This is a genomic window from Micromonospora sp. CNZ286 (assembly GCF_014207755.1).
Genome location: NZ_JACHIZ010000001.1, coordinates 4,825,020 through 4,848,804, shown reverse-complemented (window position 1 = coordinate 4,848,804; position 23,785 = coordinate 4,825,020). Strand labels below are relative to the sequence as shown.

The window sequence follows — 23,785 nt, the reverse complement described above, 5'->3', positions numbered from 1 at the left end:
TCAGCTCCTCGCCCGTTCCACGGCCCGGCGCAGGGTCCGTCTGGTCAGCTCGTCGGCCAGGTGCCGCTTGTAGTCCGCGCTGCCCCGCTGGTCGGTGGCCGGATCGCAGCTGCGCGCGGCGATCGCGCCGGCCTGCGCGAAGAGGCTCTCGCCGGGCTCCTGCCCGCGCAGCGCCGAGGAGATCTCCGGGATGCCGGTGGTGTTCGGACCCACAGCGGCCAGTCCGACCCGGGCGTCGGAGATCACGCCGCCGTCGAGCCAGACCGCGGCGCCCGCCGAGACCACCGCCCAGTCGCCGGCCCGGCGCTCCACCTTCTCGTAGGCGCTGCCGCAGCCGGGCCGCACCGGCAGCCGGATCTCGACCAGGATCTCCCCGTCGCCGACGGCCGTCTCGTACGGCCCGACGTGGAACTCCTCCATGGACACCACCCGCTCGGCGCCGCCCGGCCCACGGATCACGCAGCTCGCGTCCAGGGCGGTGCAGACCGCGGACAGATCCTCCGACGGGTCCGCCTGGCACAGGGAGCCGCCCAGTGTGCCCCGGTTGCGCACCACCGGATCGGCGATCACCCGTTCGGCGTCGGCGAAGATCGGGAAGGCCGCCGTCAGGGTGGCGGACTCGAGCAGTTCCCGATGCCGGGTCAGCGCACCGATACGCAGCTCGTCCGGGCCCGCCTCGATGTAGCCGAGCTCGTCGTGGAGATCGTTGATGTCGATGAGATAGTCGAAACTGGCCAGCCGCAGCTTCATCATCGGCAGCAGGCTGTGCCCGCCGGCGATCAGCCGGGACGTGCTGCCCAGCCGTTCCATCAGGCTGATGGCATGGTCCACACTGGTTGCTCGTTCGTACTCGAACGGGGCCGGCACCTGCATGTCGCACCTCCGGAAGTCGTCAATGTGGTGCCGGTGCCCGCGGAAGTCAACGCCGACCTAAGCAAGTCCTTAGGTCGGCGTTGACGGTGCCGCTGCTGCTCACGGATCGTGCGGCAATGCGAGACATCGTCGACGGGTTGACCGCGTGGCGTGCCGCAGGCGTCCGGTTCGCCGTCGCGACAGTCGTGCGGACCTGGAAGTCGGCGCCCAGACCGCCGGGCGCGGCCATGGCGGTCTGCGCCGACGGTGAGGTCGTCGGCAGCATCTCGGGAGGTTGCGTCGAGGGCGCGGTGTACGAACTCTGCCAGGAGGCCATACGCACCGGCCAGGCACGCACCGAGACGTACGGTGTCGGCGACGACGACGCCTTCGAGGTGGGCCTGACCTGCGGCGGCACCATCGAGGTCCTGGTCCAGCCGGACGTCGTCCTGACCGAGCCGGACGCGGTGCTCGCCGCGATCCGCGCGGGTGCGCCGGTGGCGACGGCGTCGGCCGGGACGGCCCAGATGGTGGTCTGGCCCGACCGGGTGGCCGGCACCCTCGGCGACGCCGACCTGGACCGTGCGGTGGCGCGGCAGGCCGAGGGCATGCTCGCCCTCGGCACCACCGGAACCGTTCGACTCGGTACGCGCGGGCAGCAGCGGCACGACGAGGTGTCCGTCTTCGTCCAGTCGTACCTGCCGCCACCACGGATGATCGTCTTCGGCGCGATCGACTTCGCCGTCGCGGTGGCCCGGATCGGCCGCTTCCTCGGCTATCACGTCACGGTGTGCGACGCCCGTCCGGTGTTCGCCACCCGCAAGCGCTTCCCCGATGCCGACGACCTCGTCGTCCAGTGGCCGCACACGTACCTGGAGTCGACGGCAGTCGATGAGCGGACGGTGCTCTGCGTCCTCACCCACGACCCGAAGTTCGACGTCCCGCTGCTCGAGGTCGCCCTGCGCACCCCGGCCCGCTACATCGGCGCGATGGGCAGCCGCCGCACCCACGCCGACCGGCTGCGCCGCCTGCGCGAGACGGGTGTGGACGAGGCCGCCCTCGCCCGGCTCTCCTCACCGATCGGACTCGACCTGGGGGCGCGTACGCCGGAGGAGACAGCCGTGGCGATCGCCGCCGAGTTCGTCGCCCTGGCCGCGGGAGGGTCCGGCCGGCGGCTGACGGACCTCGACACCCCGATCCACCACCGCTGAGCGGACCAGCGGCGGACGTGTCACCCCCGGCTCAGGCCGAGCGCCTCGTCCACCCGGTCCAGCACCGCCACGTCGTCGTGGCCGACACCGCGCAGCAGGTCGATCGCTGTCGCCCGGATCTGCCCGACGATCATGGTGACCGGCAGCGGCGGATCGGTCCGCAGCAGGCCCGCGGCGATCCGGACCGCCTCCAGCGCCGCCGCGTCGGCCCGCTGCGCGTGCCGGTCGGCGTCGGCGCCGGTGAGGTCGTGAGCCATGGCCTCACCAGCCGACCGTACGGCGGAGGTCAGCGCGCCGATCGCGGCGGCCAGCTCCGGCGGCGTGGCGGTGTGCCGGCGGGTCAGGGTCACACCGGCCCGGGCCAGCACCCGGATGTTGCGGGCGGCGTAGTCGAGCTGCCGCAGCGTGGCCTCCACCTCGACGAGCTTGCCCAGGTGCCGGCGGCGCAGTCCCAGCCGCAGCGTCTCACCGGTGGCGAGCACCGCGGCCTGCATCTCGGCGACGCAGTCGTCCACCTGCCGCGCCCGGTCCAGCGCGGCGCCGGCGGCGTCCTCGTCGCAGCCCCGCAGCGCCGCGTTGACCTGGTCGAGCAGGTCGGCCAGGTCGGTGTAGCTGCGCCGGGCCTGGGCCACCAGTGGTGCCAGCGGGTCACGGGCGGCCATCAGCTGGCTGGCGGCAAGCGCCACGGCGCCGCCGATGAGCGCGTCGACGAAGCGGAACGGCATCAGCGTCCCGTTCGGCGCGGAGACCACGACCAGGTACATGGCCGAGACGGTGGCCTGCACGACCAGGGCCCGGCGGGCCCCGATCACCACGAGCGTCGTGGTGGTCAGCAGCAGCACCAGCAGGACCGTCTCGGTGCCCGGGCCCAGCGCGTACACCAGCAGCTCCGCGACGAGCACGGCGGCCGCCACGGCGAACAGGATCTCGACGGTCTGCCGCAGCCGTCGCCCGCGGGACTCGCCGAGCACGACGAGCGCGGCGGTCGGCGCGAAGAACGGGTCCGGGTGCCGGATCACCACCGCCGCCACGATCCACGCGACCACAGCGGCGGCGGTCAGCTCGACCACTGTCATCCCGTCACCGCGCAACCGCGCGACGGCGTCGCGTACCCAGGTCCGCACCGGTGGTACCCCTCTCGCCGGGCAGGCCGGGACCGGCCGCCGATCGATCTTCCGCGAGGAGGCCCACTACCCCGGCTGTGACCTGCTCAATCGCTCGGGTGGCGGGCGGCAGGTGGAACGGACGACGTGCCGGCAGGCGAGCGCCCGGGCCGGTGGTAGCGCCTGCTGTACCCGGATCGGGCAGCCCGCTGGATGGTCGCCGTTCCTCCAGGTCAATAGCGTTTCTGGTGCGCGCAGTTCCTGCCGATGACACGGAGAGAGGCCACCAGAATGCCGGACCATCCGGGACGCACCATCGAACCGGCGGTACGTGTCGAACAACTCACCCGCGTGTACGGCGCCGGCCGCAACCAGGTGACCGCGCTCGCGGGCGTCGATGTCGGCTTCGGCCGGGGGACCTTCACCGCGGTGATGGGCCCCTCGGGCTCCGGCAAGAGCACGCTGTTGCAGATCGCGGCCGGGCTCGACCGCCCCACGAGCGGTCGGGTGATCCTCGGCGGCACCGACCTGTCCGGGCTGTCCGAGACGCGCCTGACCGAGCTGCGTCGTACCCGGATCGGGTTCGTCTTCCAGGCGTTCAACCTGATCGGCGCGCTCACCGTCGAGGAGAACATCGTGCTGCCCCTGCGTCTGGCCGGCGTCCGCCCGGACCGGGCCTGGCTGACCCACGTGGTCGAGCGGGTCGGCCTCGCCGACCGGCTGCACCACCGGCCGGCGGCGCTGTCCGGCGGCCAGCAGCAGCGGGTGGCGATCGCCCGTGCGCTGGCCACCCGCCCCGAGGTGATCTTCTCGGACGAGCCCACCGGCGCCCTCGACTCGCGGACCGCGGCGGAGGTGCTGACGCTGTTGCGCGCGGTCGTGGACGAGCACGGGCAGACGGTGGTGATGGTGACCCACGACCCGATCGCCGCGTCGTACGCGGATCGGGTGCTCGTGCTGGCCGACGGTGCGATGGTCGCCGACCTCCCGCAGCTCGGAGCCGTCCGTATCGCCGAGCACCTGGCCTCGCTGGACGGGCGGGTCCTCCGATGACCGGCCTCGCCGCCCGCCTGCTGCGGCACCGCACCGGCCCCGCCGCCGCGACCCTGCTGGCCCTGATCGCCGGCGTGCTGATCCTGGTGGCGATGGGCACGCTCGTCGAGTCAGGGCTGCGGTTCCGCCCGGAGCCGCGGCTCTGGGCGAGCGCCGACGTGGTCGTCGCCAACCGCACGATCAGCCACACGTTCCGCGAGTTCGACGGTGACACCACCACGAGCACCGTGACGCTGCCCGAGGGCGGCACCGTGGACGCCGACCTCGTGGACCGGATCAGCCGGGTGCCGGGCGTCACGGCAGTCACCGGCGACCACGCGGTGCTGATCGGCTCACCCGCGGCCGTGGGCCACGGCTGGGACACCTACGCCTTCACCGGCCGTTCCCTCGCCGCCGGTGCCGCGCCCCGCAACGACGACGAGGTGGTGGCCGACACCCGGCTCGGCGTGACGCCCGGCGACCGCATCGAGCTGGTCGTCGGCGGGATCAGCCGGTCGTACCGGGTGAGCGGAACCGCCGAGACCGGTTCGGCGGCGGTGTTCTTCACCGACGCGCAGGCCGCCCGCTTGTCCGCGCACCCGGGCCGGGTGGACGCGATCGGCGTACGGACGGCGCCCGGCGCCGACCTCGGCGCGGTGCGGGAGATCGCGTCGGCGGCCGGTGCCACGGCGTACGCCGGAAAGGACCGCGGGAAGGCCGAGCAGCCGGAGAACCAGGCCGCACAGAGGTTGCTGGTCGAGGCCGGGTCGGCCTTCGGGGGGTACGTCGTCCTGCTGATCGTGTTCGTGGTGGCCGGCACCATCGGGCTGTCCGTCCGGCACCGTCGGCGTGACCTGGCGTTGCTGCGCGCGGTCGCCGCCACGCCGGGGCAGGTGCGCCGCATGCTGGTCGCCGAGGCCACGCTGCTCGCCCTGGCCGGCTCCGCGATCGGCGGCCCGGCCGGCCTGCTGGCGGCCCGCTGGGTGCACGGCGAACTGGTCGGGCGGGGGTTCGTGCCGGCCGGCTTCCCGATGGTGGGCGGTCTGTTCGCGGTGCCCGCCGCCATCGGTACGGCGGTCCTCGTGGCGGTGGTCGCCGCGCTGATCGCCGCACGCCGGGTCACCGCCATCAAACCGATCGAGGCGCTCGGCGAGATCGCTGTCGAACCCCGGCGCAGCGGCCCGGTACGGCTGATCGCCGGCGTGCTGACGCTGATGGCGGCCGGCAGCTCCGGGGCGTTCACGCTCGGCGCCGCCGGGTCGGCCGGGGCGCTGGCCGGCGCGGTCGGCATGCTCTACCTGTTCGTCATCGCGGTGGCGCTGCTCGCACCGATGATCAACGCGTACGCGGCACGCCTGCTCACCCCGGTGCTGCCGCGGATCTGGCGGGCCGGCGGATACCTGGCTGCGGCCAACCTGCGGGCCAACGCGCAGGGCATGGCGACGGTCCTGACCGCCCTCGTGCTGTCCGTCGGGTTCGGCGGTTCGGTCTGGTTCCTGCAGAACAACCTGGAACGGCAGACCACCACGCAGAGCAGCGCGGGAACACTCGCCGAGCGGGTGCTCGTCGCTCCGGGTGGACTGCCCGCGGACGCGGCGGGGGAGATCCGCGAGCTGGACGGGGTGCAGGCGGCCACCGGGGTACGCCGCACCCAGGTCGTGGTGCGGGCGCTCGGCGGCATCGAGCCGGTCGGCGCGCAGTCCGTCGACCCGGCGGGCGTCACGTCGACGATGGACCTCGCCGTGCGCAAGGGCACCCTGGCCGACCTGCGCGCCGGCACCGTCGCCCTGTCCACGACGCAGGCGTCGTCGTCCGGCTGGGACGTCGGCAACAAGGCGGAACTCTGGCTGGGCGACGGCACCCCTGTCACGTTGGACGTCGTCGCGATCTACGACCGTGGCCTCGGCTTCGGCGACGTCACCCTGGCTGCCGGGACGGTCGCCGGGCACACGGCGGGGAACACCGTCGACGAGGTCCTGGTCCGCGGCGGCCCGGACGCCGGCACCGCGTTGGCTGCGTGGGCGGCGGCGCGGCCCGGCGCCGAGGTTCTCGACGCCGCCACCCGTACGCGCCTGCTCGGCACCGATCTGGCGCTCGGCGCCTGGCTGAACCGGCTGCTGATCGGCGTGATGGTCGGGTACGCGGCGCTGGCGGCGGCCACCACGATGGTGATGGCGGCGCTGGCCCGCCGCCGCGAGCTGGCGCTGCTGCAACTGGTCGGGGTCACCCGCCGTCAGATCCGCGGGATGGTCCAGGCCGAACAGGCCGGGTTGCTCGGCACGGCGGTGCTGATCGGCGCGACGATCGCGATGCTGACGCTGAGCGCGATCGTCAACGGACTGACCGGCAGCCCGATCCCGTACGTGCCGCCGCTCGGGTGGGCGGCGGTGCTCGGCGGTACGGCACTGCTGGCGTCGGTGAGCACGGTGTGGCCCGTCCGGCGGCTGCTCAGCGCTCCGCCGATCGACAACATCGGCCTGAAGGAGTAGGACCGGCGGCGGGGCGGGTCCAGTGCGTCAACCCGGTTGTGCGCCGGTGCCCGGCCTGGCAGCCTGGCCGCTTCGGTCCGACGAGAGGCGGCCATGACGCGGACATTCCTGCAACCGGATGACCTGCACGACCTGGTGTCGGACCAGTTCGGCTCGGACCGGCGGCTCGCTGCCCTGGACCGGCTGACGGGCGGCACCAAGAAGGGCGTCTACCGGCTTCGGCTGGACGACCGGACAACCGTGATGCTGTACGTGTGGGCCGCGGGCGAGAACTACTGGCCGCCGTCGCCGGCGGTCCCGGACGACCCGTTCACTGATGCGTCGGGTGCGGATCTCTTCGCCGCCGCCCACGCGGCGCTCACCGGGGCAGGAGTGCGTGTCCCGCATCTGTTGATGATCGACCGGGACGGCAGTCACCTCGACGCCGACATCGCGCTTGTCGAGGACGCGGGCGCGCTGCGGCTGGAGGCGTTGGTGGAACACGATCCGGCCGCTGCCGTCACGCCGCTGTCCGCGCTCGGTGACGCCCTGCGCCGCATGCACACGGCCTTCGGGCCGCACTACGGAAAGGTCGCGGCCATCGCCCGAGGCGAGGCATCACAGACGCGACGCACCGAGGACGTGATCGTCGACCGCGCGCTCGGCCACCTCGACGCGGCAGCGGCCCGCGACGCCCGGCTGGCCGATGCCCACCACCGGGTAGCCGCCCACGTACGCCACCTCAGGAGCGCGGTCACCCCACGCGAGGAGTACGGGCTGGTGCACGGCGAACTCGGCCCGGATCACGTGCTCGTCACACCGGCCGGTGAGGCCGTCATGATCGATTTTGAGGGGCTGACGTACTTCGACGTCGAATGGGACCACGCCTGGCTGCAAATGCGTTTCGGCGAGACATACCCGGCGCTGCGCCCGGTCGCTCTAGACCCCCACCGGCTGGCGCTCTACCGATACGCGCAGACGTTGTCCTTGATCGAAGGGCCACTGCGGATCGCGGACACCGACTTTCCGGATCGGAAGTGGATGCTGGACCTGGCCGAGTGGAACATCACCAAGGCGCTCGCCGCGATCTGACGGCAGCCCGGCACCACGGGACCGTGCGCGAGGGTGTCTCAGTCGGCCGGACCGACGTGTGCCGCGAGCAGGCGCCACCCCTCGTCCTCGTCGAGGATCCATGTGCGCGTGTAGCGGACCCGGGCGACGAACGGCTCGCCGGCAAGGGTGCCTTCCAGCGTGCCGAGGAACCACGTCACCCCGGTGCCGCCGACGGCGAGCACGGCCAGGTCCTCCTCGTCGACCCGGGTCATCGTCTGCTGGCCGGATCGGTGCGCGTGCAGGTCGTCCTGCTTGGAGTAGAGACGGCCGTCAGGCCCGGTGAACACGAGGCGGTCGTCGATCAGCCGATCCAACTCCGCGACGTCGGAGGACAGCTGGGCACGTTGAAGACGCCGTTCAGCGGCGCGTAAGCCCTCGACCCCGGCGAGATCCGCGCCGCCGTTCCCCGTGGGAAAATCATCGTCGTTCACTGTAGATAACCTAACAGCGATCTCCGGGAACCGGTATCGGGCGGATGACCGCCTGTGCAGGTCAGCGGGGATGGCTAGGTTCGCCCGGTGCCCAACATGATTACTGCGGCGTCCGCAGGCACCTGGACGCTCGGCGACCTGACCGTCACCCGGATCGGATTCGGCGCGATGCGCCTGACCGGCAACCGCGGTGTGGCGAGCGACCGCGAACGCGTCATCGGCGTGCTGCGCCGGGCGGTCGAGCTCGGCGTCAACCACATCGACACGGCGGCGTTCTACTTCTCGCCACTGCGGTCGGCCAACGAGCTGATCAACACGGCGCTCTCGCCGTACGCCGGCGAACTGGTCATCACCACGAAGGTCGGGCCGGGCCGCGACCCCTCCGGCGAGTGGCTGCCGCTGGCCCGGCCCGACCAGCTGCGCGGACAGGTCGAGGAGAACCTGCGCCAGCTGGGCCGTGACCACCTGGACGTCGTCAACCTGCGCCAGAACGGGCTGGAGTCGGTCGCGGAGCACTTCGGCGCGCTGGCCGACCTGCGGGACGCCGGGCTCATCCGGCATCTCGGCCTGTCGAACATCCGTCCGCAGCACCTCGCGCAGGCACAGGCGATCGCCCCGGTGGTCTGCGTGCAGAACCCGTACGGCGTCGACACCCGACGTGTGCACGACCAGCTCGTGCGCACCTGCGGGGAGCAGGGCGTCGCCTTCGTGCCGTTCTTCGCGATCGCCGGCGACGGACGTGAGGCAGGTGGCGTGGCCGGCAACGAGGCGGTGGCGGCCGTCGCCCGGGCGCACGGGGCGACGCCGGCGCAGGTGCGCATCGCGTGGACCCTCAGCCGCGGGCCGCACATGCTGGCCATCCCCGGTACGGGCGACCCCGACCATCTGGTCGAGAACCTGGCCGCCGGGGCGCTGCGCCTGTCCCCCGAGGAACTGGCCCGGCTCGACTAGCGGCGCCCTGCCACGAGTCCACGACCCTCGACGGAAGGTCTCACCCTTTGCCGGCAGCGGTTAGGTCGGCGTTCCTGGCCGGGATGGCCCTGATCGCCGTGGAGGCCGTCTAGCTCGCCTGCTTCGTCGCCGCGTCGCAGTCCAGCTCGCGCCACTGCCCACCATCGGTCGGGGCCAGGATGGCGGCGCTGAGTTCGGTCACGAATGCCCGGACCTCGTCGAACCGGCCGGGATCGGTGTCCTGGCCGGAGTCGTACCACCAGTCGCGCGCCCAGGCGATGAGGTCCGCCCATCGAGGGCAGGCGGTGATGGTCTGCTCGGCGGCCTGCCGCTTGGACAGTTGCCGGCCATGGCGCAGGCGCTGGAAGGCCCGGCAGAGCGTGAGCACCGCGTACGACTGGGCTCCAGGTGGGGTCATCTCGAGCACCCAGGCCGGCCAGTCGCGGACGTGGTCCAGCAGGGCCGCGCGGACGAGGCCGGGGTCGGCGGCGGGCAGCAGCTCACCGGCCGGCGGTCCCAGCAGCGTACGGCCGTGGTCGTGCACGGCGGACCAGGTCACGACGCGGTGGGTGGTGGCGGGCAACAGGTGCAACGACTCGCCGGGACTGATCCGGGCGATCACGTGATCCCGGCCGGGATCGGCGCGCACCGCGTCCAGTGACACGTACTCCACCTCGATCCGGCCGGCCCACTGCGGGTGCCGCCGGTCGAGGTCGGAATGCAGTTCGGCGAGTACGTCGAGGAGCTTCTCGTCCGGATCGTCGGTGAGCACCGCGAGCAGGTCGAGGTCGCTGCGGTTCACGGCGAAGTCGCCTGCCACCAGCGAGCCGTGCAGGTACAGGCCCAGGAGCCTGCCGGCCAGCGCCCGGCGCCACGCCTCGCGGAGATCGGAGAGAACCATGTCAGGTGGGACCACCAGGTGATCCTGCGCCGCGGCCCGCCTGGCCGCCATCGAGTAAGTCGACCCGCCCACGCCGGCAGTACGCCGAGGCTCGGCTGACCCCGGCATCAACCACCTCGGACGGCACGCTTCTGCCATGGCAGTCATCGAGGTGGACAGCCTCCTCAAGCGCTACGCGAGCACACCGCTGTGGACGGCGTCAGCTTCGCCGTCGAGCAGGGCGAGATGGTCGGCATCGAACCGCAACACGACAACGGGAAGCTGCGGGAGCTGCTCGGCGCGCAGCGCCGGCGGCTCTCCGGCGGGCAGAAGCAGCGGCTGTACGCGCAACCGCATGCGCCGGTCGCGCCTACGTGCTCGGCGGGTTGCGGTGCCGCTCCGCGAGACCCGATGTGGCCTGCCGCTGCGCGTCGTGCCGGTGCTGGTCGGCGGCGGCCCGGCGGACCGCAGCCGAGTCCTCGTCCGACGGGCGCCTCGACCGGTCGCGCCGGGCGACGAAGACGACGAGCGCGAGCAACACCACCGCGGCCACCGCGAGCGACACCACAATCGTTCTCATGCCGTCGACGCTACGGCGTGCGGGCCAGCTTCGGCGTGGTGAAGCTCAGGGGCTGCTCCGTCCGCCTCCGGATGGCAAGCTCACGTGTCGTGATCGATGACTTTGTGGGCCGTCCGTGAGGGCGGTCATCGTCGCGGCCGCTGTCGCGTTCGTGATCTCCCTGTTCGGCACGCCGGTGGCGATTCGCGTCTTCAGCGCGCTGAAGGCCGGTCAGCCGATCCGGTCGATCGGGCTCGCCAGCAACGAGGGAAAGAAGGGTACGCCCACGATGGGCGGCGTCGTCTTCATCGTGGCGACGGTCCTCGCGTACGTCGCCGGGCATCTCGCCCTGACCACCCTGCCCGAACGGCAGATCGCGCAGGAGGGGCCCACCATGACGGCCCTGGTGCTGCTCGGGTTGTTCGTCTTCTGCGGCGCGGTCGGATTCTTCGACGACTTCCTCAAGGTGCGCCGGCGCAACTCCGACGGGCTGTCCGCCAAGGGCAAGCTGCTCGGCCAGGCGCTCGTCGGCGGCGGGTTCGGCGTGGCCGCGCTGTACGTGCCCAGCACCAACGGCCAGACCGTGGCCAGCGAGCACATCTCGCTCATCCGCGACATCAGCTGGCTGGACGTCGGCAAGGTCGGCGCGGTCATGGTCTTCATCTTCGTGATCACGGCGATGTCCAACGGTGTGAACCTCACCGACGGCCTCGACGGCCTGGCCACCGGCGCGTCGATCCTGGTGCTCGGCGCGTACTCGCTGATCGGCTTCTGGCAGTACCGGCACTGGTGCGCCGACGACGGGTACGCCCGCGTGAACGAGTACTGCTACCAGGTCCGCGATCCGCTGGAGATCGCCATGATCGCGGCAGCCGCGGCCGGTGCCTGTGTGGGCTTCCTGTGGTGGAACACGTCCCCGGCCCGGATCTTCATGGGTGACGTGGGCGCGCTCGGGCTGGGCGGCCTGATCGGCGGGCTCGCGGTGGTGACCCGTACGACGCTGCTCTCGATCCTGATCGGTGGGCTCTTCGTCATCATCACCACGACCTGGGTGATCCAGATCGTCTCGTTCCGGACCACCGGCAAGCGGGTCTTCCGGATGGTGCCGTTGCACCACCACTTCGAGCTGGCCGGCTGGAGCGAGTCCACCATCGTGGTCCGCTTCTGGATCGTGGCCGGTGTCTGCGTCGCGGCCGGCCTGGGCCTGTTCTACTCGGACTTCCTGGCGACCGTGGGATAGCGACAGGAGACGCCGGTTCAGGTGGACCGCTGGGCGGTGTCGCCGTCGCGGAGGTGGTCCAACTCGGCGAGGTACATCGCCTGGAGGCGGTCGTGGTGCCGGACCAGCAGCCTGACCTCCTCGGCGCTGTAGCCCTCGACGAGCCGTTCCGCCCGCTCGGCGAAACGCTCGTACGGCCGCTCCAGGTCGGCGATCCGCTCCGGCCGTATGGTGACGACGACCCGCCGCCGGTCTGCCGGGTCGCGCTCGGTCGTCACGTAGCCGGCCTGCTGGAGCCGGCGGAGCATGCTGGTGACCGCACCGGTGGTGAGGTTGGTCCGCTCGGCGATCTGCCCCGCGGTGGCGGAGCCGATGTCCGCCAGGTAGTCGAGGCACTCCAGGTCGCTCACGGCGAGGCCCAGCCGCTCCGCGATGGCGTACCGGAACACCATGGACAGCCGCGACGTCTCCCGCCCGGCGCGCATGAGGTCGGCGATCGCGGAGGCGCGGGCCGAATCGTGGGACACGCGGGCAATCATGCCTCCGGCACTGTGACCCGGTGCAGCCGAGGTAGCACGCGGGTGAGCACCCAGTGCGGTGCGGCGGCGCCACCGGTGAGGCGGTGCATCAGCCTCGCGGCGTTGTCGACGGCGTGGAAGGCGTACGGCACCATCTCGTCCTGGTATCCGGCGATCGCCTCCTCCACGGATGTGCCGTTCCGCCGGGCCTCGACCAGCCGGTGGCCGAGCAGTGCGGCGTCGCGCAGCGCGGTGTTGCCGCCATGAGCGCCGAACGGCGGCATGACGTGTACGGCATCGCCCATCATCGTCGCCCGGGGCACCGCCCACCGGTGCGGGCGCCGGCCGGTGGCGAACAGGTTGAGCACAGTTGCGTCCAGTTCCGCCGTGTCGACCAGCCGCCGGACGAGCGGGTGGAAGTCGATGCTCATCCGGGCCGCCACGTGCCACAGCGCCCGCAGGTCCCCGCGGACGCCTTGAGGCAGCTCGTCCCGCCCGAGCAGCAGTGCCCACATGACGTAGTCGTCGCCGGTGGGGGCGTAGCTGCCCGGAGCCAGGCGCGAGAACGCCTCCCGCGGGCTCTCGCCGAACCGCATTGAGGTGAAGAAGAAGGCGCTGCCGGGCCGGTCGGCGATGGACAGGACTCCGCTGGTACGCAGCGCGTCCGGGATGACGCTTGCGCCGTCGCGCCACAACGGCGACCGGCCGTAGATGCCCGCCATCGGAGTGTCCGCCGGGTCGGCGTCCGGCATGAGCTGCGCGCGCAGCGCCGAGCCGACGCCCTCCGCGCCCACCACGACTGTCGCCGCGGCGGCGCTGCCGTCGGAGAACCGCAGCCGCAGCCCGGCCGGACCGCCGTTGTCCACCGCGACGGCGGCCCTGCCGTAGTGGATGCGCCCGTCCAGCCCGGACTGCAGGATCGACCGCAGGGTCAGCCGGTCCACCTGGCGGGTCTCGTGCGGGTCGTCCTTGAAGGTGATCGTGAAGGCGTCCCGCAGCCGTCTGTCGGTGAAGCGCAGGTGCCCGCCGGGCTCGTCGCCGGTGGCCAGCGCCAGGCGGTACAGCGGGCGGGGCAGGCTCTCGCGCAGCGCCGCCAGCCCGTACCGGTCGAGGATGATCCGGTAGCCCTGCCGCCGGACGAAGGGGCCGGGATCCCGCTCGTAGACGTGCACGTCGATGCCGGCGCGCGTCAGGTACTGGGCCAGGCAGAGGCCGGAGAGGCCGGCGCCGGCGATCGCCACTGAGAAGTCGGTCGATGTGCTCATCCGATTACCTTAATCATTAAGATGATTTGGGCAATGGCCACTGTGAACAGTCATCTTGGACTGATACTCAAGTTGGTTGTATATTCGGCTCATGGGATCTGCTTCGCGTCCCGCGCTACGGGAACCGTCGTACTTCGTCCTCGCTGCCCTGCTCAGTGGGCCGCTCCACGGTTACGCCGTGATCAAGAGGGTGACCGAGCTGTCCGACGGGCGGGTGACCCTCGCTGCCGGATCGCTGTACTCGGTGATCGACCGGCTGCTCGGCGAGGAACTCGTCGCCGCCGACGGTGAGGAGATCGTCAACGGGCGTGCCCGTCGCTACTACCGGCTCACCGACGAGGGCTGCCGCGTACTCACCGAGGAGGCCGACCGGCTCGCCCAGGCCGCCCGGGTGGTCATGGACCGCCTGCCGCGCCGGGTCGCATCGCAGGCAAGTGCCCGTCAACCTTCTACCGTGAGGATCAGACCAGCATGAGTTCCGATGTCCTGGAGAGGCGTTACCGCATGCTGCTGCGGGCCTACCCGGCCGGCTACCGCCGGGAACGCGCCGACGAACTGATCGACACGTTGATCGGGGACGAACCCACCACCCGTCGCTGGCCCAGCGCCCGGGAGGCGGTCTCGCTCCTCCGGGGCGGCCTGCGGGTGTACGGCGGCAGCGCCGCGGCCCGTCCCACTGCCGTGCTGTTCTGGCAGGGCATCCACCTCGGCGCCCTGGCGGTGCTGGCGCTGGGCGTCCTCATCGGCTTGGACGACATCGTCGAGGCGTTCCGGTACGGCGGACTCTCGGACCCGGTGACCATCCTGCGCAATCAGGGCGTCCACGAGGTCGTGCTGATCGCGGCGCTGGTGGCGCTCGTCGCCGGCCGTGCCCGCACCGCCGCCGTCCTGGCTGTTGCCGGGGCGGTGGTGCCGAGCCTGATCTCCCCGTACCTGTTCCTCAACGGCCTGCCGCAGTGGTGGGCGCCGGTTGTCGCCACGCCGCTGATCGTGCTGGGCCTGCGGCGGCCGGCGGACGTGCCGCCGGCACCTCGCGCCAACGCCGTCCTGGTCACCGCCGGAATCCTCGCCCTGCATCTGATCCCCGCGGGTGGCCTCCGCATGGTCGACGCGGTCCCGCGGATCGTCGCCGCCGCCATGGTGATCGCCGGGGTGGCCGCCTTCCTGTGGGTGGCGACCGCCGACCAGCGACTGCTGATCGCGGTCGTCCCGACCCTCCTGCTGGGCACGGTCCACCAGCTGGACAACGCCGGGTTGACGGAAGAACTGCTGCGCCGGCCGGACGCCCTGCCGTCCCTGGCCGTCGCGGTCCTCATGGCGGTCGGCGCGATCGTCTCGACCCGGTTGCGGCAGCGCACCCGCGCCTGACCGGCGGACGGGCGGCCCGGCCCCGGCCGGACCGCCCGGCGGGGGCCACCTCCGTCATCGAAGCCCGATGAGGACGCGTGCGGTCGTCAGCGCTTGGCGACGGTGAGCAGCACCGCTGAGTCTACGAGCGCCTCCAGCGTGTGCCGGCGGTCCGGCACGATCAGCAGATCGCCGGGTGCGCCGTCCCAGGACGTCTCGCCGGCGCCGAGCCGGACCCGGCCGTGCAGGACGTGGACGGTGGCCTCGCCGGGATTCTCGTGCTCGCTGAGCATCTGCCCGGCGGTCAGCGCGATCAGCGTCTGTCGGAGCCTGTGCTCGTGACCGCCGTAGACGGTGGAGCTGCTGCGGCCGCTGGAGGAGCCGTGCGCGAGCTTCAGCTGCTCGCGGGCCAGTGCGGTCAGGGATGACTTCTGCATGAGGTGTCCCCTCTCCTCGTCGCGCCGGGCGCGATCCTCGTCCGGGAACCGTAGCGCGGCCGCCCGTCGCCGAACCGCCGGCCCTCAGGGGCACCTGCCTACGGCATGGTGGCCTTCGGGGCGCCCTTGCCCGGATCGATCCGGGTCGGACCGGAAGCCGAGGGGCGGATGTCGAAGTCGAAGATCTCGGTGGGCAGGTAGACGGTCGCGCAGGAGTTGGGGATGTCCACCACGCCGGAGAGCCGGCCCTCGATGGGTGCGGCACCGAGCAGCAGGTATGCCTGTTCCGGCTGGTAGCCGAAGCGGGTCAGGTAGTCGATGGCGTGCAGGCAGGCGCGCTGGTAGGCGAGCTGCGAGTCGAGGTACCGCTGTTCGCCGTCGAGGGTGACCGAGAGCCCGGAGAAGGCCAGCCACTGGGAGAACTGGGGCGGGGTGTCGCCCGGAATGAAGATCGTGTTCTCGGCGACGCCGTACGTCTGCATGCCGTTCTTGATCAGGTCTACGTGCAGGTCGACGAAGCCGCCCATCTCGATGGCGCCGCAGAAGGTGATCTCCCCGTCGCCCTGCGAGAAGTGCAGGTCGCCGAGGGACAGGTTGGCTCCCGTCACGTACACCGGGTAGAAGACCCGGCTGCCGACGGTGAAGTTCTTGATGTCCTGGTTCCCGCCGTTCTCCCGGGGCGGAGCGGTCCGCGCCGCCTCCGCAGCGACCCGGTCGAAGTCGGCGCCGGTGAGGCTGCCGAGGATCGCGTCCTGCGGCTCGGGGGGCAGGGCCAGGGGCGGCACCCGGTCGGGCGCGGTGGCGATCAGCGCCCCCTCCCGCTGGTTCCAGGTCGCCAGCAGCGACGCGGACGGGGCGGTGCCCATCAGCCCCGGGTGGGAGATCCCGGTGAACGAGACCCCGGGGATGTGCCGTGAGGTGGCCTTGTGGCCGGTGAAGTCCCAGACCGCCTTGTAGGCGTCGGGGAATTGCTCGGTCAGGAAGCCGCCGCCGTTGCCGGTGGGGAAGATGCCCGTGTAACCCCAGCCCTGGCCGGCCAGCGGACCGGACTCCTGCGGGATGGGGCCCATGTCGAGGATGTCGACCATGAGCAGGTCGCCCGGCTCGGCGCCCTCGACTGCGAACGGGCCGCTGAGAGCGTGGACCCGGGTCAGCGGAGCGTCCCGGATGTCCTCGGCGGAGTCGTCGTTGTGGATCGCGCCGTCGAACCACTCGCGGCAGTGGACACGGAACGACTGTCCGGGCCGTACCGTCGCCACGGGCGGGATGTCGGGATGCCAGCGGTTGTGCCCGACCTTCTCCTGGTCGGTGAACCTCTTCGTGGAGTCGAGGGGGAACAGCAGTTCAGGCACGGCGTTGAGCCCTTCTCGTGGTCACCATCGGGGCAGGCGGGCGTGGGCCGGGTTCGTCGAGTGACGCGCCGGGCGACGGCCGGGCACCCGCCCGACCACCTCCGGCTGTTCCGCGCTGCGCTCGGTCCGGTCCACGGCCTCGCGCAGCGCCGCCGGTATGCGGGTGAACCGTGGCGCGGAGAACACCCGTGTCGCCGGGAACCCGCACCGGGGGCAGTTCGTCGACGGGCCCGCGGTGCCGACCGGCATCACGACGTCGAAGCTGCCGTCCTGCGGGCAGCGGTACTCGAAGGTGGCCATCGCCGCTTCCCGTCCAGCCTTTCGTGCGTGCGGTGGCCGTTCCGCAGCGGCTCACCCTGTCTATCCGATTGTGACCGATTGCTGACATAAGCGGCGCAAAACGACGAATGAAGCGGAGGTCGCGCCTCGCGGCGGCCTGCGGGGCCGTGGCACCGGCCGAGGTGTGGGACACGTTGGCGATCATCGATGTATGGCGGGCATTGTCGACCTATGGCTGCCGTCTTCTCGTCCTTGCTGTTCCGCCGTCTGCGGCCGGGTCTGACGGCCGCGGTCGTGCTGTCCACGGCAGTGCTCGGTGCCGCTCTGACCGTCGCGCCGTCGGCGGACGCCGGCACCGCGTACCCCGCTGTCGCCCCGGCGCCCGGCGGCGCAGCGGTGCCCGCCGCGGAGCCGACCGGGACGGCGGCGCCGCCCACCTCGACGCCCAGCACGCCCAGCACCACGCCGTTCCCGCCGAGCGCGCCCACGAACCTGACCGCCACCCAGGTACGGACCACGTCGGTCACCCTCACCTGGACGGCCGCCAGGCCCGGCTGTTGCCCCGTCGCCGGGTACGACGTCACCTACTACCAGGCGTTCGACGACGTGGTCTACGGCATCAGCCTCGGCGACGTCACCACCACCACGATCACCGGCTACATCCAGCCGGGCCGGCAGTACTCGTTCCGGGTGTCGGCCCGGGACGGGTCCGGGCGCCGATCGCCGTCCACCGACGCGCTGACGGTGGTCACCCCGGTGACCGACACCGGCCCGGACACCACCCCGCCGAGCGCGCCGCAGAACCTCACAGTCGGCGAGGTGACCGCCTCGACCGCCACGCTGTCCTGGTCGCCGTCGACCGACGACGCCGGCGTGCTCGGGTACGACGTCTACCGGTTCGACGGCTGGTTCACCTCGACCCGAGTCGCCACCGTGCCGGGGACCACGTACACGGCGCTGCTGCCCCCGTCGACGCCGCTGCGCAACCTGTACTACGTGCGGGCCCGGGACGCGGCCGGCAACGTGTCGATCGCGTCCAACACGGTCACACTGCCGACGACGTCCACGCCGCCGCCCCCGCCGCCTTCGACCTGCCGGGTGACCTACCGGAACCAGTCCGAGTGGCCCGGCGGTTTCGTGGCCGCGGTGACGGTCCAGAACACCGGGACGACGTCGGTCGACGGCTGGATCGTCACCTTCAGCTTCCCGGGGGACCAGCACGTCACCACCGCGTGGAACGCCACAGTCGGCCAGACCGGCGCCGCCGTGACCGCCCGCAACGCCGACTGGAACCGCGTCATCGCGCCGAACGGCTCCGCGACCTTCGGCTTCCAGGGGCGGTGGAGTGCGAGCGACGCGCCGCCGACCGGTTTCTCGCTCAACGGCGCCCCCTGCACTGTCGGCTGAGAGGAAGTCTCGTGAGCACACCCCACCGCCGCCGCGCCCTCGCCGGGGCCGTCACGGCCGTCGCCCTCGCCGTCACCACCACATTCGGGGGTACGCCCGCGCCCGTCGCCGCCGCGAACACGCTCAGCATGCGGGGCGCCGACGTCTCCTCGTTGCAGCGCAGCCTGGATCTGGGCGCGAAGTACTACGACGCAGGCGGGGTGGCGCGTGACCCGCTGGACATCCTCAGGTCCGTCGGCCTCAACTACGTCCGGCTGCGCGTGTGGAACAACCCGGCCAGCGGCTACAACAACAAGAGCAGGGTGCTGGCCCAGGCGCGCGTGGCGAAGGCCAAGGGCCTCAAGGTGCTGATCGACTTCCACTACTCCGACACCTGGGCCGACCCGGGCAAGCAGTACAAGCCCGCGGCCTGGGCCGGGCACAGCCTGAGCCAGTTGCGCAACGACGTGTACGCGTTCACCTACGACGTCTGCGCCGCCCTCCGCGGGCAGGGCACCCTGCCGGACAGCGTGCAGATCGGCAACGAGATCAACGTCGGGATGCTGTGGAACGAGGGGAAGGTCGTCAACAACGACTTCGCCCCGCTGGCCGGCCTGCTGAAGCAGGGCTACAACGCGGTGAAGGCCTGCGGCGGCGGCATCCCCGTGATGATCCACACCGCGAACGCCGACAGCAACGCCAACGCCCGGTGGTTCTACGACGGCATCCGCGCCCAGGGCGTGCAGTGGGACATGACCGCCCTGTCGTACTACTGCATGTGGCACGGCAGCCTGGCGAACCTCTACAACAACATCGTCGACCTGCGGAACCGCTACGGGAAGCCGGTGGTGATCGTGGAGACCGCGTACCCCTTCACCCGGGACAACGCGGACAGCGAGCCGAACGCCATCGGCGACGCGACCTGCGACGGCATTGGCGCGACCTGGGCCGGGCAGGCCCAGGAGTTCGACTGGGTCCAGAACACCGCCCGCAACGCCGGCGCCGTCGGTGTCTTCTACTGGGAACCGACCTGGTACGCCGTCAGCGGCAACGGCTGGGATCCGGCGAACATCAACGGCACCGGGAACCAGTGGGACAACATGGCCGTCTTCGACTGGTCCGGGCGGGTGAACCCGGGGGTGCGCTGGACGCCCTGACGGGCCGGCCGGCGCACCCCTGATCAGCGCCCGAGGAGCGAGCGGATCGAGTGGCGGCGGCCCCACGCGATGAACACGAACAGCGCGAACAGCACCACGGGCGTGAGCACCAGCGCGCCGCCGTGCAGGATGAACGCCTGGGTGACGGCGGCGCCGACCATGAGCAGCGCGAGCCCGACGGCGGCCAGGCCGGCCAGCCGAGGCACGAGCAGCCCGATGCCACCGGCCAGTTCCAGCAGACCGACGAGATAACGGAACCAGGGTGCGGCTCCCATGTCCTCGAAGGTCTGGACCGCGTTCGTCTCGCCGAACAGCTTGGGGCCGGCGGAGGCGACGATGAGGAAGACCCCGAGGACGATTTGCAGCGCCCACAGCGTCCGGTGCAACCCGCGCGCGACGGGCGGGTGAGTGGTGTCGACGACGGTCATGGTTCTCGTCCCTCCTGGCGGTCTGCCGGTTTCCCGCATCCGATCGGATACACCAGGTCAGACCGGCGGAGGCGACTGAACTCATCGCGAGGTCTGGCCGGCTCAGCTGATTGGGGACGGAGGCTCGTGGTTTTCGGAGGCGAGGCGTCGCTGTAGGCGGTCGGATTGAGCGACCGATCCGCCGCCTACGCCGAGGCCGCGCCGAGCGGCATGATAGAAGCGATCCCGACTCGCGTTCGCCTGCTGGACCAGCTCCAGTAACGGCTCGGAGTTCTCGTCGACGCCACGGGCTCGGTGTTCGAGTCGCCAGACTGCCTCTCGCCAGTCCTGTGCGGCGACGACGGTGGAAGCGTCCCCGAGCAGCAAGAGGCTCTCCCAGACGAGGGTGTGCCTGATGTCGGCCTCGGCGAGCCGAGGAAAAGCCTCTGCTTCGTTCAGTCCCGAGCGGTACTTGTCCCCGGCCGCGGTAGCCAGCACCTTCAGCGATATCGCCTGAATCTCCTTCAGTACCTGGGCGAACTCGCTGTATGCCTCCAGTCGTCGTTCGTCCCACCGCACGGCCTGGCCGCGCCTCCACTGGCTTCTGGCGGACAGGAAGGCCACCAGGCCTGTGCCCATGGCACCGACAACGACGCCGAGCAACGCCGGTAACTGTGAGATGAACGCGTCCATCGGCGCAAGAGTGTCATTCGGCGGCAACTGGTCGAGCCGGGCCTCCTTCTTCGAATTCAGGCCGACGGTTGTCCGCGCCGCTACGCGGTACGGCTATCCCCAGGCGCGTTCGAGGGCCAAAGCCAGCCGCCTCGTCCACTGCTCTTCGGTTCCCTCGATCCCGGGGTACTCGTCGACGAAGTTGTCCCAGTCGATGCTCCACGTCAGCACGTCCTCGGCGCTGAAGCCGTCCGCCTCGGCGCCCAGCTCCGGCCGCATCAGGCGGCGGACGAGATCCCGGTCCACGCTCGTGGTCTCAGCCAGCAGGACCGCGTCGTACAGGTCCTTGCCCTGCGCGTACGCGTCGGTGGCCAGCCACAGCAGCTTCCAGGCGAGCGCCAGCGCCGCGGGCGCGGCGAGCACCGCAACGGCGACACCGGGGAGCATCACCGTCTCCGGCGGGAGCGGCAGCTCCTCGCCGAAGACGATATCGATCTGTACGTGGCCGTCCGGCGCTCCGGCGATGCCGAACGGGACGACGAGGCGGCGGCCGTCGGCCCGCTCGTACGTCCAGATGGCCGCCTCGCTGATCCGGTCCGGTCGCAGGCCGGCGTCCGGCACGCTCCGGAGGGCGGCCTTGACGGCGTCGAGCAGCGTACGGGCCTCGTCGCTGCCGCTGGTGACCGTGTGCGGGACGACGACGAAGTCCAGATCGCCGGGCTCGCGTGCGGCGGCGCCGACCTGGACCGGCATCAGCGCACTACCCCGCAGCACCAGGTGGCGGCCCACGGGGGCCGCCGCGATCGCCGCAAGCACGCCGGTGAGCGCGGTACGCCGGGCGGCGCTCCACCGCCGGCCGGTCTCGGGCACGAGGAAGTCCGGCTCACCGGCGCGGTACGCGTTCGGGTACTGCTTGAGGGCGGGATCGAACGCGGCGCGCTGGCGGACGGGAGCGTCGGCGGGCAGCGGCTGGTAGGTCGGCGGGAAGCCCCGGGACCGGGCAGGCGCGGACCGCATGGTGTTCTCGCGCTCCGTCACCCAGTCGCTGGGCCGCGTCTTCTCCGGGCTCCCGGGCGGGTCCAGCCAGCCGAGGTCGCGGACCGGTCCGCTGTCGAACACCACGTACTCCTGCTCCACCGCGGCGATCTCGAAGCCGGCGGCGGACACGGCCGCGACGAGGGCCTCCAGGCGCTGCCCGGCCGTGGCGAGCCCGACACGGTAGCAGCGCTGGGTGACGAACCGCTCCTGCACACCGTCGGCGCGTACCCGGCGTGCGTTGCGGGACAGCCGTGCCCCGTGCGGCTCGACCAGGCTGGTGAGCGCCAGTGTCCGCGCCACCGTCGGCCCGGCCAGCAGCAGTTTGACGTGATGCTCGAAGTAGCGGGCGGCCGGCTCCGCCGCGGCCTCCTCGTCCGACTTCGGCACACCGGCAGCCCACGGCGCCACTTCGATCTTCGTGCGGCACACGTGGATCCCGGACGCCTCCACCTCGCCCTGCAGGCGCTCTGCCGCGGCCTGCTGCTCGGCGTGCGTGCCCCGCCCGGTCAGCGTGAGCATCGGCTGGGAGGTGTAGGCACCCTGGTCGAGGACGATGTGGACGAACTTCAGCCCGCGCCGCGCGGCGAGGGCGGACAGCCTCTCCGCGTCGTGCGGCTGGGCCGTCACATGGATTTCGAAGTCCCCCGACACCTCAAGCACCGGCGAAGCCTACGACACGCCGTCCAGCCCGGGCCGCGGCTCTACGGCCGTACCGTCGGGTCGTGGTTGTGCCGGGCGTGAGCGCGCGTGTCCCACTGCCGCCGCCTGTCCGGCCGTACCATCTCCTGGTGAAGGTCCGCCGTCGGCTGGTCGCCGTGTCACTCCTCCTGGCGGTGGAGGCGACGGCGTTCGCGCTGCTCGTCACCGAGTCGGTGATGGATGCGATCGTCGCCGCCGGCCTCACCTGCGTGTCGTTGTGGCTGCACCTCGTCCTGCACGAGTGCGGTCACCTCGTCGTGGCGAAGCTGCTGCGCCTGCCGGTCATCGCGGTCCGTGTCGCGCCCTTCAACGGCTGGCGCAACGAGGTGTCGGTCCGCCCTTCGCCGTCGATGACGGCGTTACCGCTGCGGATGGTGCTGTTCTATCTCGGTGGCCCGCTGGCCAACCTGTGCGCCGCGACGGCACTCGTCGTCGCGTCGGCGTCCACCGGTACGGCGTTGACGCGGTTGACGCTGCTCGGCGCCGCGTTCGTCGGGGCGCTGCTCGGCCTGACCAACCTCGTTCCGGGGCGTTCGACCCACAGCGACGGCCACAACCTGCTCCGCTGGCTCCGGTCTCCGGCAGCCGCCCGTGAAGGGCTGCGGGCCGGCTACTACCAGGAGGAGGTGGTCAGGGCGCTGCGGGCGGTCGCCCGAGCGGGTGGTGACGTCCACCGGGTCGGGATTCAGGCCCGCGACGGCAGCGATCCGCTCCTGGCCCTCGCTGCCTACCAGCAGAGATTGAGCGCGGGACACACGCAGTCGGCGGATCTGGTCGAGGAGGCCGAGCGGCTCGCGGCGCTGGCTCGCGCGGGCGGCACCGATCCCGCGGCCGCCGCGGCGATCGGCCAGATGCTGAGCCTCCAGTTCGGAATGTGGTACCTGTACGCCGCGGTGGTGACCGGCGCGCCGGTGGAACGCCGGGAGGTGCGGGAGATCTCGGAACTCGCCCGGATCGCCGTCCGGACGCAGCCGCGAGCGTTGTCCGCCCGGATCGTGATGAGCCTGGCTCACCTGCTCAACCAGCGGCCCGAGGATGCGCGATCGCTGCTTCTCGACGTCCGTCCCGGCGCCGAGTCGCGCGACCTCTGCGCCGTCGCGCTTCTTCTGCGTGCGGCCGCCGAGTCGTATCTCGGGAACCCCGCCGAGGCGGATCACCTTCTCCGCGCGGCCGGGGGCTACCCGCAACTGGCACAGCTCGTGGCCGCGATCCGGGCAGCCGATCCGGCGCCGCCCATGTTCGCGCCGGCACCGATGGCCGGCGCCTGACCGCTCGACGAGCCGGTGGCTCGTCGCCGTCATGATCTAGTCGGGCGTTTTCTGCGGTGTTTCCGTTACGTCGACACACCGCTACTTGCATTGATTCCCGTCACATTTGGTCCTTATCGAAATGCCTTGTCCTGATCTGCG

The 23,785-nt window shown here is 71.7% G+C and carries 25 protein-coding genes; 11 read left to right on the top strand and 14 right to left on the bottom strand.

Features of this window, described 5'->3' with window-relative positions; translation table 11 throughout:
• Window positions 1-873 (bottom strand): FAD binding domain-containing protein, encoded by an 873-nt coding sequence (locus FHX31_RS21180; protein ID WP_123109534.1) that lies wholly within the window; start codon window positions 871-873, stop codon window positions 1-3.
• Window positions 874-989: 116 nt separating this feature from the next.
• Between FHX31_RS21180 and FHX31_RS21175 the strand changes: the two genes are divergently transcribed.
• The gene (locus FHX31_RS21175; RefSeq protein WP_091329231.1) at window positions 990-2,063 is read left to right on the top strand and encodes an XdhC family protein; all 1,074 of its coding nucleotides are present in this window, start codon (window positions 990-992) and stop codon (window positions 2,061-2,063) included.
• Window positions 2,064-2,083: 20 nt separating this feature from the next.
• Here the strand turns inward: FHX31_RS21175 and FHX31_RS21170 are convergent, their stop codons facing one another.
• Window positions 2,084-3,187, bottom strand: coding sequence for an FUSC family protein (locus FHX31_RS21170; RefSeq protein WP_184977068.1), 1,104 nt, complete (start codon window positions 3,185-3,187; stop codon window positions 2,084-2,086).
• A 270-nt stretch (window positions 3,188-3,457) separates the two neighbouring features.
• Between FHX31_RS21170 and FHX31_RS21165 the strand changes: the two genes are divergently transcribed.
• The 3 genes from FHX31_RS21165 to FHX31_RS21155 all read left to right on the top strand — a co-directional run bounded on the left by FHX31_RS21165 (window position 3,458) and on the right by FHX31_RS21155 (window position 7,758).
• On the top strand, window positions 3,458-4,219 hold the full coding sequence (locus FHX31_RS21165; protein ID WP_184977067.1) for an ABC transporter ATP-binding protein: 762 nt from the start codon (window positions 3,458-3,460) through the stop codon (window positions 4,217-4,219).
• Window positions 4,216-6,687 (top strand): ABC transporter permease, encoded by a 2,472-nt coding sequence (locus tag FHX31_RS21160; RefSeq protein ID WP_184977066.1) that lies wholly within the window; start codon window positions 4,216-4,218, stop codon window positions 6,685-6,687. The genes FHX31_RS21165 and FHX31_RS21160 overlap by 4 nt, the downstream gene beginning before the upstream one ends.
• Before the next feature lie 93 nt (window positions 6,688-6,780).
• The gene (locus tag FHX31_RS21155) at window positions 6,781-7,758 is read left to right on the top strand and encodes a phosphotransferase family protein (protein ID WP_145752552.1); all 978 of its coding nucleotides are present in this window, start codon (window positions 6,781-6,783) and stop codon (window positions 7,756-7,758) included.
• A 38-nt stretch (window positions 7,759-7,796) separates the two neighbouring features.
• On the opposite strand, the gene FHX31_RS21150 is transcribed toward FHX31_RS21155, so the two are convergent.
• Window positions 7,797-8,210, bottom strand: a complete 414-nt coding sequence (locus FHX31_RS21150) for a nuclear transport factor 2 family protein (RefSeq protein WP_047890939.1) — start codon at window positions 8,208-8,210, stop codon at window positions 7,797-7,799.
• Window positions 8,211-8,306: 96 nt separating this feature from the next.
• Here FHX31_RS21150 and FHX31_RS21145 point away from each other — a divergent pair, with 96 nt between their 5' ends.
• Window positions 8,307-9,161, top strand: coding sequence for an aldo/keto reductase (locus FHX31_RS21145; RefSeq protein ID WP_184977839.1), 855 nt, complete (start codon window positions 8,307-8,309; stop codon window positions 9,159-9,161).
• Between the two features lie 109 nt (window positions 9,162-9,270).
• Here FHX31_RS21145 and FHX31_RS21140 read toward each other — a convergent pair whose 3' ends face one another.
• The 3 genes from FHX31_RS21140 to FHX31_RS21130 all read right to left on the bottom strand — a co-directional run bounded on the left by FHX31_RS21140 (window position 9,271) and on the right by FHX31_RS21130 (window position 10,621).
• A complete protein-coding gene (locus FHX31_RS21140) occupies window positions 9,271-10,077 on the bottom strand; it encodes an aminoglycoside adenylyltransferase domain-containing protein (RefSeq protein ID WP_184977065.1) in 807 nt (268 codons plus the stop codon).
• A gap of 156 nt (window positions 10,078-10,233) precedes the next feature.
• Window positions 10,234-10,398: a hypothetical protein gene (locus tag FHX31_RS21135; protein WP_162881521.1), complete on the bottom strand. Its 165-nt coding sequence runs from the start codon at window positions 10,396-10,398 to the stop codon at window positions 10,234-10,236.
• 13 nt (window positions 10,399-10,411) lie between these two features.
• Complete coding sequence (locus FHX31_RS21130; protein WP_013285106.1) at window positions 10,412-10,621, bottom strand: hypothetical protein; 210 nt, start codon at window positions 10,619-10,621, stop codon at window positions 10,412-10,414.
• Between the two features lie 115 nt (window positions 10,622-10,736).
• Between FHX31_RS21130 and mraY the strand changes: the two genes are divergently transcribed.
• Entirely contained in the window at window positions 10,737-11,840 is a 1,104-nt protein-coding gene (mraY, locus tag FHX31_RS21125) for a phospho-N-acetylmuramoyl-pentapeptide-transferase (protein WP_013285107.1), read from the top strand.
• A 17-nt stretch (window positions 11,841-11,857) separates the two neighbouring features.
• On the opposite strand, the gene FHX31_RS21120 is transcribed toward mraY, so the two are convergent.
• Together FHX31_RS21120 and FHX31_RS21115 are read right to left on the bottom strand one after the other, a co-directional pair.
• Window positions 11,858-12,346 carry a MarR family transcriptional regulator gene (locus FHX31_RS21120; protein WP_225319448.1) on the bottom strand — a complete coding sequence of 163 codons (489 nt, stop codon included), beginning with the start codon at window positions 12,344-12,346 and terminating at the stop codon, window positions 11,858-11,860.
• Window positions 12,347-12,354: 8 nt separating this feature from the next.
• Window positions 12,355-13,602 (bottom strand): FAD-dependent oxidoreductase, encoded by a 1,248-nt coding sequence (locus FHX31_RS21115; protein ID WP_184977064.1) that lies wholly within the window; start codon window positions 13,600-13,602, stop codon window positions 12,355-12,357.
• Window positions 13,603-13,693: 91 nt separating this feature from the next.
• Between FHX31_RS21115 and FHX31_RS21110 the strand changes: the two genes are divergently transcribed.
• Both FHX31_RS21110 and FHX31_RS21105 read left to right on the top strand, forming a co-directional pair.
• Window positions 13,694-14,077: a PadR family transcriptional regulator gene (locus FHX31_RS21110; protein ID WP_030270894.1), complete on the top strand. Its 384-nt coding sequence runs from the start codon at window positions 13,694-13,696 to the stop codon at window positions 14,075-14,077.
• Window positions 14,074-14,970 (top strand): hypothetical protein, encoded by an 897-nt coding sequence (locus FHX31_RS21105; RefSeq protein ID WP_091329221.1) that lies wholly within the window; start codon window positions 14,074-14,076, stop codon window positions 14,968-14,970. The genes FHX31_RS21110 and FHX31_RS21105 overlap by 4 nt, the downstream gene beginning before the upstream one ends.
• 86 nt (window positions 14,971-15,056) lie before the next feature.
• Here FHX31_RS21105 and FHX31_RS21100 read toward each other — a convergent pair whose 3' ends face one another.
• From FHX31_RS21100 to FHX31_RS21090, 3 genes are all read right to left on the bottom strand, one after another.
• Window positions 15,057-15,386 (bottom strand): cupin domain-containing protein, encoded by a 330-nt coding sequence (locus FHX31_RS21100; protein ID WP_184977063.1) that lies wholly within the window; start codon window positions 15,384-15,386, stop codon window positions 15,057-15,059.
• A 98-nt stretch (window positions 15,387-15,484) separates the two neighbouring features.
• Window positions 15,485-16,738, bottom strand: coding sequence for a formamidase (gene fmdA / locus FHX31_RS21095; protein ID WP_184977062.1), 1,254 nt, complete (start codon window positions 16,736-16,738; stop codon window positions 15,485-15,487).
• 21 nt (window positions 16,739-16,759) lie between these two features.
• Window positions 16,760-17,038 carry an FmdB family zinc ribbon protein gene (locus FHX31_RS21090; RefSeq protein ID WP_091329219.1) on the bottom strand — a complete coding sequence of 93 codons (279 nt, stop codon included), beginning with the start codon at window positions 17,036-17,038 and terminating at the stop codon, window positions 16,760-16,762.
• Window positions 17,039-17,248: 210 nt separating this feature from the next.
• Here FHX31_RS21090 and FHX31_RS21085 point away from each other — a divergent pair, with 210 nt between their 5' ends.
• Window positions 17,249-18,424, top strand: a complete 1,176-nt coding sequence (locus tag FHX31_RS21085; RefSeq protein WP_091329217.1) for a cellulose binding domain-containing protein — start codon at window positions 17,249-17,251, stop codon at window positions 18,422-18,424.
• Between the two features lie 11 nt (window positions 18,425-18,435).
• Entirely contained in the window at window positions 18,436-19,560 is a 1,125-nt protein-coding gene (locus FHX31_RS21080) for a glycoside hydrolase family 53 protein (RefSeq protein WP_091329216.1), read from the top strand.
• 23 nt (window positions 19,561-19,583) lie between these two features.
• On the opposite strand, the gene FHX31_RS21075 is transcribed toward FHX31_RS21080, so the two are convergent.
• The 3 genes from FHX31_RS21075 to FHX31_RS21065 form a co-directional block, all read right to left on the bottom strand.
• Window positions 19,584-19,988, bottom strand: coding sequence for a DoxX family protein (locus tag FHX31_RS21075; protein ID WP_114919856.1), 405 nt, complete (start codon window positions 19,986-19,988; stop codon window positions 19,584-19,586).
• 102 nt (window positions 19,989-20,090) lie between these two features.
• Window positions 20,091-20,660, bottom strand: coding sequence for a hypothetical protein (locus FHX31_RS21070; RefSeq protein ID WP_047890929.1), 570 nt, complete (start codon window positions 20,658-20,660; stop codon window positions 20,091-20,093).
• A 93-nt stretch (window positions 20,661-20,753) separates the two neighbouring features.
• A complete protein-coding gene (locus FHX31_RS21065; RefSeq protein WP_013474624.1) occupies window positions 20,754-22,337 on the bottom strand; it encodes a nucleotidyl transferase AbiEii/AbiGii toxin family protein in 1,584 nt (527 codons plus the stop codon).
• A 128-nt stretch (window positions 22,338-22,465) separates the two neighbouring features.
• Here FHX31_RS21065 and FHX31_RS21060 point away from each other — a divergent pair, with 128 nt between their 5' ends.
• Entirely contained in the window at window positions 22,466-23,644 is a 1,179-nt protein-coding gene (locus FHX31_RS21060) for a zinc metalloprotease (RefSeq protein WP_184977061.1), read from the top strand.
• Window positions 23,645-23,785: the final 141 nt, after the last annotated feature.

Coding starts and splice junctions, on each gene's coding strand:
- FHX31_RS21180 (WP_123109534.1), bottom strand. CDS start 873: ATGCAGGTGCCGGCCCCGTTCGAGTACGAACGAGCAACCAGTGTGGAC.
- FHX31_RS21175 (WP_091329231.1), top strand. CDS start 990: ATGCGAGACATCGTCGACGGGTTGACCGCGTGGCGTGCCGCAGGCGTC.
- FHX31_RS21165 (WP_184977067.1), top strand. CDS start 3,458: ATGCCGGACCATCCGGGACGCACCATCGAACCGGCGGTACGTGTCGAA.
- FHX31_RS21160 (WP_184977066.1), top strand. CDS start 4,216: ATGACCGGCCTCGCCGCCCGCCTGCTGCGGCACCGCACCGGCCCCGCC.
- FHX31_RS21155 (WP_145752552.1), top strand. CDS start 6,781: ATGACGCGGACATTCCTGCAACCGGATGACCTGCACGACCTGGTGTCG.
- FHX31_RS21145 (WP_184977839.1), top strand. CDS start 8,307: ATGATTACTGCGGCGTCCGCAGGCACCTGGACGCTCGGCGACCTGACC.
- FHX31_RS21135 (WP_162881521.1), bottom strand. CDS start 10,398: ATGCGGTTGCGCGTACAGCCGCTGCTTCTGCCCGCCGGAGAGCCGCCG.
- FHX31_RS21130 (WP_013285106.1), bottom strand. CDS start 10,621: ATGAGAACGATTGTGGTGTCGCTCGCGGTGGCCGCGGTGGTGTTGCTC.
- FHX31_RS21115 (WP_184977064.1), bottom strand. CDS start 13,602: ATGAGCACATCGACCGACTTCTCAGTGGCGATCGCCGGCGCCGGCCTC.
- FHX31_RS21110 (WP_030270894.1), top strand. CDS start 13,694: ATGGGATCTGCTTCGCGTCCCGCGCTACGGGAACCGTCGTACTTCGTC.
- FHX31_RS21105 (WP_091329221.1), top strand. CDS start 14,074: ATGAGTTCCGATGTCCTGGAGAGGCGTTACCGCATGCTGCTGCGGGCC.
- FHX31_RS21100 (WP_184977063.1), bottom strand. CDS start 15,386: ATGCAGAAGTCATCCCTGACCGCACTGGCCCGCGAGCAGCTGAAGCTC.
- FHX31_RS21090 (WP_091329219.1), bottom strand. CDS start 17,038: ATGGCCACCTTCGAGTACCGCTGCCCGCAGGACGGCAGCTTCGACGTC.
- FHX31_RS21085 (WP_091329217.1), top strand. CDS start 17,249: ATGGCTGCCGTCTTCTCGTCCTTGCTGTTCCGCCGTCTGCGGCCGGGT.
- FHX31_RS21075 (WP_114919856.1), bottom strand. CDS start 19,988: ATGACCGTCGTCGACACCACTCACCCGCCCGTCGCGCGCGGGTTGCAC.
- FHX31_RS21070 (WP_047890929.1), bottom strand. CDS start 20,660: ATGGACGCGTTCATCTCACAGTTACCGGCGTTGCTCGGCGTCGTTGTC.